Consider the following 15,472-nt stretch of genomic DNA (forward strand, 5'->3'; position numbering starts at 1 on the left):
GTTTTCGGAGGGGAAACCGGCTCTCAGGGTCGCACCCCGGAGGCGGTTCCCGCCCGCCCCGGCGTTGGTGGTTGGATGGATTCCATGTCCGCCAACCTCACCCAGCTCGAGACGGCGGCCCGCGCGGCCGCCGTCACCCTCCACGCCTACCGCGTCGATGTCGACGTGCGCGACGCCCGCGACGAGGCGGTGACGCAGTTCCCCGTCGTCTCCGAGATCGAGCTCACCACCACCGCCCCCGACACCTGGATCGACTTCATCGGCACCGTCGACGGCGTCACCGTCGACGGCGAGGCCCGCCCCGTCGACCACGATGGCGCACGCCTCCGGCTCACCGGCCTGACCACCGGCACGCCGATCGTCGTGCGCGTCGCGGGCCGAGGCGTGTACTCGCGCACCGGCGAGGGGCTGCACCGCTTCATCGACCCCGTCGACGGCGAGACCTACCTCTACACGCAGTACGAGCCGTCCGACGCGCGCCGCGTGTTCCCCAACTTCGAGCAGCCCGACATGCGCGCCCCCTTCACGTTCACGCTGACTGGCCCTGCGCAGTGGTGGCTCGGCTCCAACCAGCACGAGGAGAGCCGCCAGGAGGTGGCCGACGGCGTCGTCCGCGTCACCTTCGCTCCCTCCCAGCCGCTGTCGACCTACATCACCTGCCTCTGCGCCGGCCCCTACCACCGGGTGCAGGATGCCTGGGGCGAGCTCGAACTCGGGCTCCTGTGCCGCCGCAGCCTCGCCCCCTACCTCGACGCCGACGAGCTCTTCCGCGAGACGAAGGCCGGGTTCGGCTGGTTCACCACCCACTTCGGCGACTACCCGTGGGGCACCAAGTACGACCAGATCTTCGTGCCCGAGTACAACCTCGGCGCCATGGAGAACCCGGGCCTTGTCACCTTCACCGAGGCCTACCTGTTCCGCTCGACGGCGACCCCGGCGCAGCTGCAGGCCCGCTGCAACACGCTGGTGCACGAGATGAGCCACATGTGGTTCGGCGACCTGGTGACGTGCCGCTGGTGGGGCGACCTGTGGCTCAAGGAGAGCTTCGCCGAGTTCATGGGCAGCCATGTCTCCGTCGAGGCCTGCGGGTTCGACGAGGGCTGGGTCAACTTCGCGACGGGCCGCAAGGTCGGCGCCTACCAAGCCGACTCCATGCCCACCACGCACCCCGTCGTCGCCGGCATCGACGACCTCGAGGCCGCCAAGACCAACTTCGACCGCATCACCTACTCCAAGGGTGCCTCCGCGCTGACGCAGCTGGTGCACTACGTCGGACTCGACGCCTTCCTCGCCGGTTCGCGCCGCTACTTCGCCGCCCACGCCTTCGGTTCCGGCACCCTCACCGACTTCGTCGCCGCGCTCGACGCCGAGACCGTTCAGGACCTCAGCGGCTGGATCGGCGCTTGGCTGGAGACCGCCGGCCACGACACGCTGCGGCCGGACGTCACCCTCGCCGACGACGGCACCGTCGCGACGCTGCGCATCGAACGCATCAGCCCCGACGACGCCCGCCGTCCCCACGCCACGACCGTCGGCCGCTACGGCCTCGTCGACGGAAAGCTCCGCCTTCTCGGCCGCGACGACGTCCTCATCGACGCCGACGTGACCGTCGTCGCCGTCCAGGACGGTGCCGCAGGCCCCGACCTCGTCCTCGTCAACGACCTCGACCGGACCTTCGCCGCGGTCGCGCTCGACGACCGCGGCCGCGACGTCCTGCTGCGCCACATAGGCGACCTCGAGCCGTTGGCCCGCGCGGTCGCCTGGACGGCGCTGTGGACCGAGTTGCGCACAGGCCGGCTGACGTCGCGCGACTTCGTCAGCGCCGTCCTCGGGGCGGGGGAGGCACAGAGCGGCCTGCTCGCCGCCGTGCTGAACTGGGCGCTGACCGCCGTCTCCCGCTACACGCCGGAGGCGGAGGCCTCCGTCCTCGCCGTCGCCTGGCGCGACGGTGCCCGGGAGGCGCTGACCGGCGCCGAGCCGGGCTCTGCCGCCCAGCTGCTGTGGGCGAAGGCCTACCTGAGCGCCGCGGCCCTCGCCCCGCAGGACGTCGCCTGGGTGCTGGGCGGAGAGGTCCAGGGGCTGGAGGTCTCCGTCGACCTCACCTGGCTCGCGTGGCAGAGCCTCGCCACGCAGGGGAAGGCGACCGACACCGAGCTGGACGCCGTCCTCGCAGCCGACGACACCGCCGCCGGCAAGGTCGCCCGGCTCCGCTGCTGGGCGTCGCAACCCGACGGCGCCGTCAAGGCCGAGGCGTGGCGCAGGGCGCACGTCGTCGGCGGAGAGACGAACGAGCATGTCGATGCGCTGCTGGCCGGGGTCGGGGCGCTTGGCCAGGGCACGCTGCGGGCGCTGTTCGCCGATGCCTACTTCGACGGCCTGGAGAGCGTGTGGCGCGACCACCCGATCGAGATCGCCATGCGGCTGGTCCGCGGCGGATTCCCCGACGACGGCCTCGGCGCCGGCTCCGACTGGCTAGCCGCCCACCCGCAGGCCCCCCGTACGCTGCGGCGGCTTGTGACCGAGGCGGTGCACGAGGCCGAGGTCGCGGCGACGGCCAGGCGCGACTGACACCCATCCGCGGACGGGCCAGGGCCCCCGGCACGGATCCTCAGATCCGGGCCGGGGGCCCTGACGTCACGGGTGAAGGAGGTGTCGGCCCCGCCGCCTATTTCTTCGGCTTCGGGCCGTTGCCCGTACCCGTGTCCGCGCCGTCGCCGTAGGCGATGGTCACGGGATCGAGGGCCATGGTCTCCCAGTGGGCCGGGTTCGACGGATCGCCCAGCGCCTTCAGCACGCGCAGTTCCAGCACGTAGCTGCCGTTATCGACGCGACGCACCTTCCCGTTCTTGCCGTTGTTGCCCTGGTAGGTGCCGTCCCACGCGATCGTGGCGATGTCGCCCAGGCGACCCAGCTCGAGGGTCTCCGCGTAGTTGATGAAGTTGCTGTGCACCTTCGCACCCTTCGTGCCGTCCGCCTTCGCCTTGTAGACGTCGATGTACAGGTTGGACACGGGGTAGGCCAGGTAGAGCGCCACGTACGGAACGTCGTTGCCGACCATCGAGTAGGTGTGGAACGGCTCCGCGGGGAACAGGTCCTCCCCGTCGACGAACGCGGTCGCGGCGAACTCGAGCGCAGTCAGCGCCTGGTAGTCGCCGGAGAGGCCCGCGAACGGGATCACCAGCTGGTCGGCATCCGACGTCAGGGTCACCCAGCCGCCGTAGATGATGCCGTCCTCGCCGAAGTCCTCGCCGATGCGCACCTGCACGGTGGCCGTTCCGCCTGCAGGGACGGTGACCGAGTTCGCGGTGAACTCGACGTCGGCGTAGGCCGCGTAGAAGCTGATCGCGTCCGTTGCCCCGCCGGTGGCGATGCCGTTGGCGACGCCGAGCTGGTACGTGACCGCCTCGGCCGAAGAGTTCGACACGGTGATGGTGGTGGTGACGGGGCCCGCCTCACCCTCGCCGAGCGAGATCTTCTGCGGGGACACGGAGGTCGCCGTCGTCAGTGCCTGCGGGATGTCGATGAGGCCGCCACCCTGCCGGTGCACCGGCTCCAGGTAGCCGTCGTCGCCCAGCAGACCCCAGGTGAACGGGTCGGCCGTGTTGGTCAGGAGCTTGCGCACCTCCAGCGGCGCCAGGTCACCCCTCGCCTCGAGGAGCAGCGCCGCGGCGCCTGCCACGTGCGGAGCCGACATCGAGGTGCCGCCCATGGTGGTGTGGCCGCCCTTCTCCAGCGGGTAGGTGGAGTAGATGCTGCCGCCGGGCGCCGAGACGTCCGGGTTCAGCGTCAGGTCGGCTGCCAGCCCGTACGAGCTGAAGTCGGACTGATAGCCGCCGGTCGGGTTCGGGAACCGCTTGGGCTCGGCAGAGAATTCGATCATCGTCGAACCACCGCCGGCGACGATCTCGGCCGCGAGCGCCGCGCCGTCGGTCTGCAGCAGGCTGACGGCCGGGATCGTGATCTCGGTATCGCCCTCGACGGTCATGTTGATGACGCCGGAGGTGTTGTTGTAGATCAGGGCGGCCTCGTAGCCGGCGTTCTGCGCGTTGAGCGTCTTCTCGTGGAAGCTGCACGTGCCTCGCGAGATCAGCAGCGCCAGGCCGGGGCCTGCGGCGTCGGGAACCGGCTCGCACGCGAGCACCGGGTCGGCCGCGACCAGGGTCAGCGTCTCGCCACCCGTCGGATCGGGGGCGCCGGTGGCACCCATGAAGGGGAACTCGGTGCCTGCGGCGCTGGTCACGTAGTTCGCCATGTACTCCAGGTTGTCCACAGAGCCGACGGAGATGACCTTCTTCGCGACGGCCGGGGCTCCGCTCGAGAACGTGCCCGCCGTGCCCTCGTTGCCCTGCGAGACGACGACAACAACGCCGGCGTCGACGAGGCGGTCCGCCACCACGGCCGTCGGGTACGTCGGCCACGTCTCGAAGGAAGCGCCCAGGCTCATGTTGATGACGTCCATGCCGTCCGCGTGGGCGCGCTCCATGGCCTGCAGGATCACGTCGGTGTCGCTACTGGCGTTCTCACCGCAGCCGAACACCCGGTAGGCGCCGAACGTCACCTCTGGGGCGACGCCGGTGACCTCGCCGTCGGCGCCGACGATGCCGGCCACGTGTGAGCCGTGGCCCATGCAGTCATCGGGGTAGGCGTCGGGGCGGGGCGTCGTGACGGCGGGGTCGGTGCCGCCGGCGTCGTAGTCGTCGCCGACGAAGTCCCAGCCGTACGCGACGCGCTCACCGGGGAAGTCGGCGGTCTGGTCATTGATGCCGGAGCCGCCGAGGTCGGGATGGTTGTAGTCGATGCCGCTGTCGATGATGCCGACTTTGATGCCCTTGCCCGTGAAGCCGAGCTCATTATTAGCGACGTCGGCCCCGGTCATCCCGCGGGCGGTGTCGATGTTGGGGACGGCGGCGTCGAGGGCCGGCCGGGTGACGGTGACCACCGGGTAGACCCCCTTGACGCCCGCGGTGGAGGCGAGCTTCTTCGCGCTGGCCAGGTCGGCCTTGACCGTCACACCGTTCCAGAGGCTGCTGTAGCTGCGGTTGACGGTGACGGTGGCGCCTGCGGCCTTCGCGGCCGCGACTGCCTTGTCCTGCGCCTTCTTCGCCGCTGCGGCCGAGCCGCCCTTGACCTGCGGGTTCCCGTCGACTTCGACGAACCAGCGGCCGGTCAGGGCGCCGCCGTCGAACGCCGCGAGCATCTCCTCGAACGACGGTCGCTCGACGGGGATGGGGGCGGGCAGATCGTCTGCGGTGGCTGTACCCAGTTGGCCGACGCATAATGCGGTGGCCAGCAGGGAGACGCCTACGGCACGGATCACGGCGCCGATGCGTGGTTGGGACATGGGTTCTCCTCCCGGGTAGACGGCAGAGTGCCGCCAGCGGATGGGCGCACATTGCCACCGGGATGGCCCACAGTGGCCGGAATCGGCGATTCGGTTGTCTTTCGGCCCACGACCGTCGCGGCGTGACGTGTCGGAAGTGGCCGAAGGATGGCCCCCGCGTCGTTCCCGGTAGATTGGCCCCCGTGGCAGACACTGTTGAGCACGCAGCCCAGACTCCCGAGCTTGAGCAGCCGTACGCGGCCCTCGGCGTGAAGGACGACGAGTACGCCAGGATCCGTGAGATCCTCGGGCGCCGTCCCACCTCGGCGGAACTGGCCATGTATTCCGTGATGTGGTCGGAGCACTGCTCCTACAAGTCGTCGAAGGTGCACCTGAAGAACTTCGGCACGCTCAGCCAGGAGACCCCACGCGGGCCGCTTCTGGCGGGCATCGGCGAGAACGCTGGCGTCGTCGACATCGGCGGCGGCTACGCCGTCACCTTCAAGGCGGAGTCGCACAACCACCCCTCGTACGTCGAGCCCTACCAGGGTGCGGCGACGGGCGTCGGCGGCATCGTCCGCGACATCCTCGCCATGGGAGCGCGCCCGATCGGCGTGATGGACTCGCTGCGTTTCGGGCCCCTCGACGAGCCCGACACCCACCGCGTGCTGCCCGGCGTCGTCGCCGGCGTCGGCGGCTACGGCAACTGCCTCGGGCTGCCCAACATCGGTGGCGAGGTCCAGTTCGACGCGTCCTACCTCGGCAACCCGCTGGTCAACGCCCTGTGCGTCGGCGTGCTCCGCCACGAGGACCTGCACCTCGCCCACGCCAGCGGCGTCGGCAACCAGGTGATCCTGTTCGGCGCGGCCACCGGCGGCGACGGCATCGGCGGCGCGTCCATCCTCGCGTCCGAGACCTTCGACGAGACCGGACCGGCGAAGCGGCCCAGCGTCCAGGTGGGCGACCCGTTCATGGAGAAGCTCCTGATCGAATGCACGCTCGAGCTGTTCCAGGCCGGCATCGTCAACGGAATCCAGGACTTCGGCGCGGCGGGCATCTCGTGCGCCACCTCCGAGCTGGCGTCGGCGGGCGACGGCGGCATGTTCGTCAACCTCGACCTCGTCCCGCTGCGTGACCCGAACCTTGCTCCCGAGGAGATCCTCATGAGCGAGTCGCAGGAGCGGATGATGGCGGTCGTCGAGCCGGCCAATGTCGAGCGGTTCATGGAGATCTGCGCCAAGTGGGACGTGCTCGCCACCGTCATCGGCGAGGTCATCGAGGGTGACCGACTGATCATCTCGTGGCACGGCGAGACCATCGTCGACGTCGACCCGAAGACGGTCGCCCACGACGGCCCGGTCTACGAGCGCCCCTACCACCGGCCGGAGTGGCTCGACGCCGTCCAGGCCGACAGGGCAGAGGACCTGCCCCGCGACAACTCGCCCGGGGCCCTGCGTGCCACGCTGCTGGGCATCCTCGCCCACCCGAACGTGGCGGACAAGACCTGGGTCACGCAGCAGTACGACCGCTACGTCCGCGGCAACACCGTGCTCGCCCAGCCCGACAACTCCGGCATGCTGCGCATCGACGAGGAGTCCGGGCTCGGGATCGCGCTCGCGCTCGACGCCAACTCGCGGTTCACGTACCTGAACCCCTACCTCGGCGCACAGTTGTCGCTGGCAGAGGCGTACCGTAACGTCGCCGTCTCCGGCGCCGAGCCGGTGGCGATCACGGACTGCCTCAACTTCGGCTCCCCGGAGGACCCCGAGGTGATGTGGACGTTCGTGGAGGCCATCCTCGGCCTCGTCGACGCCTGCCGGGAGCTCGGGGTGCCCGTCACGGGCGGCAACGTCTCCCTGTACAACCAGACGGCCTCCACGCCTATCCTGCCGACGCCGACCATCGGCGTCCTCGGCGTGATCGACGACGTCGCGACCCGGCTCCGCTCGGGCTTCACCCACGCGGGCGACGCGATCCTCCTGCTCGGCGAGACCCGCGAGGAGCTCTCCGGCTCGATCTGGGCCGCAGTCGCCGGCGACGGGCACCTGGGCGGGCAGCCGCCGAAGGTGGACCTGGCCGCCGAGGCCGCACTGGCCCGGGTCATGGGCGAGTCCGCGCGCCGCGGCCTGCTCAGCTCCGCGCACGACCTGAGCGACGGCGGCCTCGCCGTCGCGCTCGCCGAGTCGGCGTTCCGCGGTGGGCTCGGGTTCGCCGTGACGCTGCCCGGGACGGACGCCACCGTCGACCTCTTCTCCGAGTCCGCGGCCCGCGCCGTCGTGTCGCTGCCCGGCGACACCGTGGCCGACTTCGAGGCGCTCTGCGCGGAACACGGAGTTCCGACCAGGCGGCTCGGCGAGGTCACGGGCGACGACGAACTGGAGTTCGTCGGGCTCGTCACCACGCCGCTCGCGGAGGCTCGCGACGCGTGGTCGTCCACGCTGCCGGCGGCCCTGAACTGAGCTGAACCGGCCGGGGGAATGGGGCGGTGAACGGGCGGTCGGACGAGACGGCGGCCCGCCCGCGGGTCCTGTTCATCGGCGGCATCGGACGCAGCGGCACGACGGTGCTCGAGCGGAGTCTCGGAACCGACCCCCGCGTCGTCTCGCTCGGCGAGGTGACGCATCTGTGGCAACGCAGTCTCCTCGACGGTGAACTGTGCGGCTGCGGCCTCGCCTTCCGGGAATGCGAATTCTGGCGGCGGGTCGGGGACCAGGGGTTCGGCGGCTGGGACAGGGTCGACGCAGCCCGCCTGGTCGACCTCAAGGACCGGCTCGACCGCTCCCGCCACACGCCGCGCTATGCCACAGGTGCCGGTGCCGCGAAGTGGCGCGACGACCTGCAGGAGTACGCCGACCACTATCGCCGCGTCTACTCAGCCGCCCTCGAGGTGTCCGGCGCTCAGGTGGCCATCGACTCCAGCAAGCAGGCCTCCCTGCCGCATATCCTGCTCGGCCAGGGCCTCGACCTGTTGGTGCTCCACTGCGTGCGCGACAGCCGCGCCGTCGCCTACTCCTGGATGCAGAAGGTGACCAGGCCGGAGGGACGTGCCGGTGAGGAGCGGCAGTACATGAAGCAGTACTCGCCGGCCACCATCGCCGGCAAGTGGAACCTGCACAACGCCGTCGTGGACGCCCTCGCGTTGCGGGGGCACCGCCCGCTGCGGCTCCGCTACGAGGATTGGGTCGACGATCCCGTCGGCTCCGTGGCCCGCGTGCTCGCGTTCGCGGGGCTGGCCGTCGAGGGAGACTCAGGGCGCATCGGTGCCACCTGGGTCGACCTGGCGCCGGCCCACACCTGCAGCGGTAACCCCATGCGGTTCACCGTCGGACGGGTCGACATCCGCCGCGACCAACGGTGGGAGCAGGGCCTGTCACGTCGGGACAGGACCCTGGTCACCGCGCTCACCTGGCCGTTCCTGCTGCGCTACGGCTACCGCCCCTGACGGTTCAGCTGAGGAAGCCTGCCCCCACCGTCTTGTTCGTGGCCTCGTCGACGAGGATGACGGACCCTGTCTCCCGGTTGCGCTGGTAGCGGTCCATCATCAGCGGCCGGGTGCAACGCATCCGCACGCGTCCGATGTCGTTGAGACCCAGCGAATCGACGCCCTCCACTCGGTGCAGGGTGTTGATGTCGACCCGGTAGAGGACCTCCTTGATCTTGACGCGTGCCCACGCCGTCGTGTGTTTGACGGCGAGGGTGCGGCCGGGCGTGAGCCGGGTCGTCTCGTCCATCCAGCACACGCGTAGATCCAGGTCCTGGATCTGCTCGGTCGGGTTCTCGGGGCGCACCAGGACGTCTCCGCGGGAGATGTCCAGCTCGTCGGAGAGGCGCAGCACCACCGACATCGGCGGGTAGGCCTTCTTGAGTGGGCCGGACGGCCCGTCGATGCCCTCGACGGTGGTGGTGAAGCCGCTGGGCAGCACCATGATGTCGTCGCCGACCTTGATGACGCCGCTCGCCACGGCACCGGCGTAGCCGCGGTAGTCACGCACCTTCGACTGCTGTGGCCGGATGACGTACTGGACGGGGAAGCGGACATCGACAAGGTTGCGGTCGCTGGACACGTGCAGGTTCTCTAGGTGGTACAGCAGTGTCGGCCCGTCGTACCAGCCCAGATGTTCGCTGTGGCGGGTCACGTTGTCGCCCATCAGCGCCGAGATGGGGATGAAGGTGAGATCGGGCACGTTCAGGCGGGTGGCGAAGGCGGTGAACTCGCTCACCACAGCCTGATAGGCCGCCTCGGAGTAGTCGACGAGGTCCATCTTGTTGACGCACACCACCAGGTGCCGTACACCTAACAGCGTGGTCAGGAAGGCGTGTCGGCGGCTCTGCTCGGTCATCCCGTGGCGCACGTCGATCAGGATCAGGGCTGCGTCCGCGGTCGACGCCCCGGTCACCATGTTGCGTGTGTACTGGGGATGTCCGGGGGTGTCCGCGATGATGAATTTGCGCCGGGGAGTGGCGAAGTAGCGGTAGGCGACGTCGATGGTGATGCCCTGCTCACGCTCAGCCCGGAGGCCGTCGGTGAGCAGCGCGAGGTCGACGTAGTCGTCGCCCCGCAGGCGGCTGACCCGCTCGACGGCCTCGTACTGGTCGACGAAGATGCCCTTCGAGTCGTAGAGCAGGCGTCCGATCAGGGTCGACTTGCCATCATCCACGCTGCCGGCGGTGGCGAAGCGAAGCAGTCCTCGTGACATCAGAAGTACCCCTCTTTCTTCCTGTCTTCCATTGCGGCCTCGCTGACCCGGTCGTCGCCGCGCGTCGCGCCGCGCTCCGTGTAGCGGGTCACCGCGATCTCTTCCACGATCTTCTCGTTGGTGTCGGCCTGCGACTCGACGGCGGCCGTCAGGTTGGCGTCGCCCATGGTGCGGTAGCGCACCGCCCGGCGCGTCACCGTCTCGTTCTCCCGGGCAGGGACGAACTCGTTGACGACGTAGAGCATCGAGTCGCGCTCGACGACATCCCGCTCCGCGGCGTAGTAGAGCTCGGGGATGGGCAGGTCTTCGTGGGCGATGTACGCCCAGGTGTCGAGCTCCGTCCAGTTGGACAGGGGGAAGACCCGGATGCTCTCGCCCTGGTTGACCTTTCCGTTGTACAGCCGCCACAGCTCCGGCCGCTGGTTCTTCGGGTCCCACTGACCGAACTCGTCACGGAACGAGAAGACGCGTTCCTTGGCCCTGGCCTTCTCCTCGTCGCGGCGGGCGCCGCCGAACAGGGCGTCGATGCCGTGGGCCTCTGCCGCACGCAGCAGTACCGGCGTCTGGATGCGGTTGCGGGATCCGCCGGGGGCCTCCTGCACGAACCCCTCGGCGATGGCGTCGGGTACGGAGGCCACGATCAACTCGACCTCGAGTTCGGCGATCCACCTGTCACGGAACCGTAGGACCTCGGGAAAATTCAGCCCGGTGTCGACGTGCATGAACGGGAACGGGATCCGTGCGGGCTGGAACGCCTTGCGGGCCAACGCGCTCATCACGACGGAATCCTTGCCGCCTGAGAACAGGAGGCAGGGATGGCGCATCTCTGCCGCGACCTCACGGATGATGTGGATGCTCTCCGCCTCCAGCTCTTGCAGATGGCTCAGAGTCAACTTGCCCATTTTTCTCCCTCCAGGGTGCGAATCAGCGCCAGCAGGCTGGCAGCCCTGTCCCGGCGACAGACGACGAGATCGGGCAGCCAGGGTGAGGCGGCGTTGTAGATGAGTGGCGAGCCGTCGATGCGGCTGGCGTGCAGGCCGACCCCGAGGGCGACGGCGGCCGGGGCGGCGGAGTCCCACTCATATTGGCCGCCGGCGTGGACATAGGCGTCGACGTCGCCGGTGACCACCGCCATCGTCTTGACCCCGGCCGACCCCATGGCCACGAACTCCACGGGCACGGCGTCGGCCAGATCACGCACGAGCCCCGGGGGGCGCGTGCGGCTGACGGCTATCCGCAGGGGGCCGTCCCCCGTCCCCGGTGAGGGGAGCGGGGGATCATCGGAGCGGTAGACGAGGCTGCGGGCCGGCAGCCCGACGGCTCCGCCCGCCAACCCGACGGCTCTGGTCCAGAGGGCCACGTGGACGGCGTAGTCGTCGCGCCACCGGCCATCAGATGCCCGCTCGGCGAACTCGCGGCTACCGTCGAGTGGGTCGATGATCCAGACGCGGTCGGCCTCGAGCCGGGCCGGATTGTCCGCGGATTCCTCCGAGAGCACCGCATCGTGCGGGCGCTCGGCGGCCAGCCGCGCCAGAAGGTACCGGTTCGAGGCGAGGTCGCCCTCGGTGCCGGTCGGGGATCCCCTGCGTCGCAGCCCCTCGAGCAGTTCACCTGCGCCGGTCGCGAGCGACGCGGCCAGCTCCAGGTCAGGATCGACAGGCATCAGTTGCCTCCTTCCGGCGTGAGAACGGCGGCGATCTGTTCGGCCGCCTCCTCGGGGGTGTGGGTGGTCGTGTCCACGGTCACCGTCGGCTGCTGCGGCTCCTCGTACGGCGCCGAGACGCCGGTGAAGTTCTCCAGCAGGCCGGAGCGCGCCAGCGAGTAGAGTCCCTTGCGGTCCCGCGCCTCGCAGTCCGCCAGCGGAGTGGCCAGCCACACCTCCACGAAGGTGGCGCCAGCGCGTTCGGCCATGCCGCGGGCCTCGGCGCGTTGCTCCGCGTAGGGGGCGATGAGCGCGGTGATCGCGATGCCACCGGCTCCGGCGAGCAGGGAGGCCACCCAGGACACTCTCCGCACGTTCGTCGCCCTGCTCGCCTCGTCGAAGCCGAGGTCGGGGGAGAGGAAGCGGCGTACATCGTCGCCGTCCAGCAACGTCACGGGTCTCGGATCGCCGACGAGTCGCTCGCGCAGGGCCCGCCCCACCGTGGACTTGCCCGCCCCGGACAGCCCGGTCAGAAAGACGACGGCCCGCCCCTGCTCGGCGGTGCGGCCGGCTCGGGATGCGTCGCAGGCAGTTCGGCGGCCAGCAGGTCGACCGCGCCCGGCAGGTGCCAGTCGATCTCCTCGACCGGGCGCAGACTCTGCGCCTCCAGCCTGTCACCGGTGAGAGTCGCCACCAGCAGAGGGGTGCTGTCGGGGTCACGGACCACGAAAGTCCGGGCCCGGCCCACGGCTCGGCGACCGGCCTGGGTCAGGCGCAGGGGGGTGCCGAGCCGCCCCTGCTGGAACAGCTCGACTCGGGCCAGGTCGGATCCGCGGACGAACAGCGAGGGCAGTGAGGCGATCCACGCCCAGTCGGGATGTCGGTCAGGCATTCCTCCTCCTTCCGGGAAGCAGAGCGCGCAGCGCTCGGAGCCGGAGGACCGAGCGGTTGCGCCAGAGGGCGGCGGCGTAGACGCAACCGCCCAGGACAAGGAGTCCGATGAGGGTGAACACGTTCGCATGGCCGGTCAGCGTCAGGATCGCGCCCGGAACCGCGAAGGCCACGACCGCACTGACGGCGACGATGACGCTCGCCCGGGAGATGGGGCTGAGCCCGACGTGCAGCCCGACCTGGACGTAGGCGAGCACGGACTTGGTCACGATGGCGGCGCACCAGGCTACTGCCGCCCCGAGGATCCCGAGCGGAGGGATCAGCACCAGGCAGCCGACGAGGTCGATCACCAGCGCGGCGAGGGCGTTCCCGAGGCTCAGCCAGCTGCGTCCCGCCATCAGGAGGATGGTGTCGATCGGCCCGGCGGCGATGCCGACGAGCATGCCGACCGCCATCACGAGCACGACGGCCACGCCGTCGGCCGCGAAGCCGCTGCCGAACAGCTGCAGGTAGACCCCGGCCATCGAGGCCACCACCAGGTAGATGGGCCAGGCGACGGCGATGTTCCAGGCCGTGGTCGTGCGAAAGACCTCACCGAGGGCCGCTCTCTGCTCGGTGGCCAGCAGGTGGGTGAAGCGGGGCTGCACCACCTGGGCGATGGCCTGCTGTCCGAGTTGCCCCAGCGGCACGAACCGCGTTGCCGCTGTGTAGACGGCGGCGGCCGCCGGGGTGAGCATCGCGGCGATGAGGATGATGTCGAGGCGCTGCACGATCAGCTGGGCCACCTGGGCAATGCTCCGTGGGGCCGTGAACAGCCAGAACTCCCGCACCGCACCAGGAGCCCTGCCCCGGGGCGCGTCCGCCGGGAACGTCCGTCTCGTGACGCGCAGCAGCCCGATGACGGCGACGGGGGCCAGCAGGACGGCGGGTGCCACCCACGCCACCGCCAGCGGGATGAGGCCGGTGGCGGCCGCGGCGCAGGCCGCGACGAGCCCCAGCTGCATCAGGCTGCGGGCGAGCTTGTCGATCAGCACCGTCTGGGCGATGTTGGCGAAGGCCCGGCTCGCTCCCAGCGCCCAGTGGCCCACAGCGGCGGCGACCACGGCGACCGAGAAGACACGGATCAGGCCCGGGCCCTCGTCCCCGGAGATGCCGATGGCCACCGCGATCGGGGCGGCGGCGACCCAGAGCCCGACCGCTGCGACGGCACTGACCGTGACGGTTACCAGCGCCGTGTTGCTGAGGCAGGCCCGCGCCCAGTCCCACCGACCCTCGGCGACGTGGCGCAGGACGAACCGTCCGAGCCCGGTCTCGATGCCGAGACCGGCGACGGCCAGCACGATGAGGAACAGGGAGGAGGCGCTGAACAGCGCGCCGGCGTCGTCCTTCGAGAAGGCCTGGGTGATGACCACGACGACGGCGAAGTTGGCGACGGCCGCCACGCCTGCCCCGGCGAGCGCCGCGGTGCCGCCCCGGGCTATCCGCTCGAGCTGGCTCCCCGCGACGCTGGACATCTAGATCCGCCTCACCACAACCGCGCCGAGTGCGCGTTCCGCCCACCTGCCGGCGCCGCGGGGCGCCGCGTCGGCCGTCTCCAGGATGACGCGGTCGGCGAGGGGACCGACGGCCGTCGCGGCATACGAGTCCTCCCCTCCCGCGGCGATGAGGACGATGTCCGCCTGCTCTCGCAGGGACTGCACGAGAGCGCCCATGCGGGGGGAAAGCAGACGGTCCTCGGACCCGTCCAGATCGCCACGGGCGATGAGTGTGTGCGGCGCACTGATTTCGATGTCGGCGGCGTCGTCGGCGAGGAGATCGGCGAGCGTGGCGTCCACCGCGCCGTCGCGGCAGGCGCCGGAGGTGTCGACGACCACCGTCGCGTTCCCCGTGGCGGCGACGGCACGGGCGAGGTGGTCGACTGTACGGGGAGGCTCGCCGTCGAGGGTGGCCACGAGCCAGGTCAGGGGGCGGCGGGTGTCGGCGGTCAGCGCCGCGAGGGCGAGGCCGCGCAGTGACCCGGAGACCGGCTCGGCATCGTGTGTGGCGAGATCCTCGGGGCCGAGGGAGGCCAGGAGAGGCAGCCGGATCGCGCCCAGCGGGCCGAAGGGACGCCGCCGGAGGAGGTGGATGAGGGCACCGAGGAGGAAGCCCGCGACGAGACCCGCGGCTGCCAGTGCCCACCACTCGCGCCAGGTGGGCGGCGCCTGCACCCGTGCGGGCGTCACCACCTGTCCCGGATCGAAGGGCCCTGCCCGGAGTTGCGCGACGCGCGACTGGAGAGACACCAGCTGCGTGTTGATCGTGTTGAGCTGCGCGGTCAGGCTGATGACCTGTTCGGCGGGGGCCGCGGACAGCTGCTCCTGGACGGCGTCGCGTTCCTCCTGCCGCGCGGTGATGTCCTCGCGGAGTCGGTTGATCTGCATCTCCGACTGGCTGACTGCGCGGTCGCGGCGGGCCGCGAGGAAGTCGACGGCGAAGGCCTGTGCGAGTTCGGCTGCCGCCTCGGGGCGGCGCGTGGCCACTGCGATGCGGATCAGCTGGGTGTTGGTGGGGACGGTGATCGTGAGGCTGCCCACCAGGGCGTCCGGCGTGAAGTCGGTGCCCGTCGAGGCGATCACCCGGTTCACGACCTCCTCCGAGCTCACCAGCTGGGCTTCGGTGACCATATTCGTGAGGTTGTCGCCGCGGGTGCTGGTGGAGAAGGGGTTCCCGTCGAGGGGATTGAGCAGGATCGTTGCCATGGCCTCCGAACCGGCCGGACGCAGCAGGCCCGCCGCCGCACCGGCAATCCCACCGAGCAGTGCGAGCACGAGCGCGGCCACGAGCGCGCGGCGCCGCGAACGCCAACGGTGCCCCCGCTCGGATCCGGCCATGTCGTACCCCCACCATCTACGCTCCAGCCGCGGAATGTCGGGACAGTAT

At 70.5% G+C, this 15,472-nt stretch carries 11 protein-coding genes; 3 read left to right on the forward strand and 8 right to left on the reverse strand.

Annotated elements, in window-relative coordinates:
* The first annotated feature begins 84 nt into the window (after positions 1-84).
* Complete coding sequence (gene pepN / locus H9L22_RS00585) at positions 85-2,568, forward strand: aminopeptidase N (RefSeq protein ID WP_187721186.1); 2,484 nt, start codon at positions 85-87, stop codon at positions 2,566-2,568.
* A 97-nt stretch (positions 2,569-2,665) separates the two neighbouring features.
* Here pepN and H9L22_RS00590 read toward each other — a convergent pair whose 3' ends face one another.
* Complete coding sequence (locus H9L22_RS00590; RefSeq protein WP_187721187.1) at positions 2,666-5,341, reverse strand: S8 family serine peptidase; 2,676 nt, start codon at positions 5,339-5,341, stop codon at positions 2,666-2,668.
* A gap of 182 nt (positions 5,342-5,523) precedes the next feature.
* Here H9L22_RS00590 and purL point away from each other — a divergent pair, with 182 nt between their 5' ends.
* Together purL and H9L22_RS00600 are read left to right on the forward strand one after the other, a co-directional pair.
* Positions 5,524-7,779: a phosphoribosylformylglycinamidine synthase subunit PurL gene (purL, locus tag H9L22_RS00595; protein ID WP_187721188.1), complete on the forward strand. Its 2,256-nt coding sequence runs from the start codon at positions 5,524-5,526 to the stop codon at positions 7,777-7,779.
* A gap of 26 nt (positions 7,780-7,805) precedes the next feature.
* Entirely contained in the window at positions 7,806-8,762 is a 957-nt protein-coding gene (locus tag H9L22_RS00600) for a sulfotransferase domain-containing protein (RefSeq protein WP_187721189.1), read from the forward strand.
* Positions 8,763-8,766: 4 nt separating this feature from the next.
* Here the strand turns inward: H9L22_RS00600 and H9L22_RS00605 are convergent, their stop codons facing one another.
* The 7 genes from H9L22_RS00605 to H9L22_RS00635 are packed head-to-tail and all read right to left on the reverse strand — an operon-like array spanning position 8,767 to position 15,423.
* On the reverse strand, positions 8,767-10,017 hold the full coding sequence (locus H9L22_RS00605) for a sulfate adenylyltransferase subunit 1 (RefSeq protein WP_187721190.1): 1,251 nt from the start codon (positions 10,015-10,017) through the stop codon (positions 8,767-8,769).
* Complete coding sequence (cysD, locus tag H9L22_RS00610) at positions 10,017-10,910, reverse strand: sulfate adenylyltransferase subunit CysD (RefSeq protein ID WP_264292512.1); 894 nt, start codon at positions 10,908-10,910, stop codon at positions 10,017-10,019. The genes H9L22_RS00605 and cysD overlap by 1 nt, the downstream gene beginning before the upstream one ends.
* A complete protein-coding gene (locus H9L22_RS00615) occupies positions 10,907-11,680 on the reverse strand; it encodes a 3'(2'),5'-bisphosphate nucleotidase CysQ (RefSeq protein ID WP_187721192.1) in 774 nt (257 codons plus the stop codon). Before H9L22_RS00615 ends, cysD begins: the two co-directional genes overlap by 4 nt.
* Positions 11,680-12,291, reverse strand: coding sequence for an adenylyl-sulfate kinase (cysC, locus tag H9L22_RS00620; protein ID WP_187722499.1), 612 nt, complete (start codon positions 12,289-12,291; stop codon positions 11,680-11,682). The genes H9L22_RS00615 and cysC overlap by 1 nt, the downstream gene beginning before the upstream one ends.
* Entirely contained in the window at positions 12,189-12,551 is a 363-nt protein-coding gene (locus tag H9L22_RS00625) for a hypothetical protein (protein ID WP_187721193.1), read from the reverse strand. Before H9L22_RS00625 ends, cysC begins: the two co-directional genes overlap by 103 nt.
* Positions 12,544-14,064 carry a lipopolysaccharide biosynthesis protein gene (locus H9L22_RS00630; protein ID WP_187721194.1) on the reverse strand — a complete coding sequence of 507 codons (1,521 nt, stop codon included), beginning with the start codon at positions 14,062-14,064 and terminating at the stop codon, positions 12,544-12,546. Before H9L22_RS00630 ends, H9L22_RS00625 begins: the two co-directional genes overlap by 8 nt.
* Positions 14,065-15,423 carry a GumC domain-containing protein gene (locus H9L22_RS00635; protein ID WP_187721195.1) on the reverse strand — a complete coding sequence of 453 codons (1,359 nt, stop codon included), beginning with the start codon at positions 15,421-15,423 and terminating at the stop codon, positions 14,065-14,067.
* Positions 15,424-15,472 lie beyond the last annotated feature (49 nt).

The organism is Tessaracoccus defluvii (assembly GCF_014489575.1).
In the GTDB taxonomy this organism is placed as follows: Bacteria; Actinomycetota; Actinomycetes; order Propionibacteriales; family Propionibacteriaceae; genus Arachnia; species Arachnia defluvii.

Excerpts from the sequence above, each read along its gene's own strand:
- H9L22_RS00635 (WP_187721195.1), bottom strand. The coding sequence starts at position 15,423 with ATGGCCGGATCCGAGCGGGGGCACCGTTGGCGTTCGCGGCGCCGCGCG.
- H9L22_RS00630 (WP_187721194.1), bottom strand. The coding sequence starts at position 14,064 with ATGTCCAGCGTCGCGGGGAGCCAGCTCGAGCGGATAGCCCGGGGCGGC.
- H9L22_RS00615 (WP_187721192.1), bottom strand. The coding sequence starts at position 11,680 with ATGCCTGTCGATCCTGACCTGGAGCTGGCCGCGTCGCTCGCGACCGGC.
- H9L22_RS00590 (WP_187721187.1), bottom strand. The coding sequence starts at position 5,341 with ATGTCCCAACCACGCATCGGCGCCGTGATCCGTGCCGTAGGCGTCTCC.
- H9L22_RS00625 (WP_187721193.1), bottom strand. The coding sequence starts at position 12,551 with ATGCCTGACCGACATCCCGACTGGGCGTGGATCGCCTCACTGCCCTCG.
- pepN (WP_187721186.1), top strand. The coding sequence starts at position 85 with ATGTCCGCCAACCTCACCCAGCTCGAGACGGCGGCCCGCGCGGCCGCC.
- H9L22_RS00605 (WP_187721190.1), bottom strand. The coding sequence starts at position 10,017 with ATGTCACGAGGACTGCTTCGCTTCGCCACCGCCGGCAGCGTGGATGAT.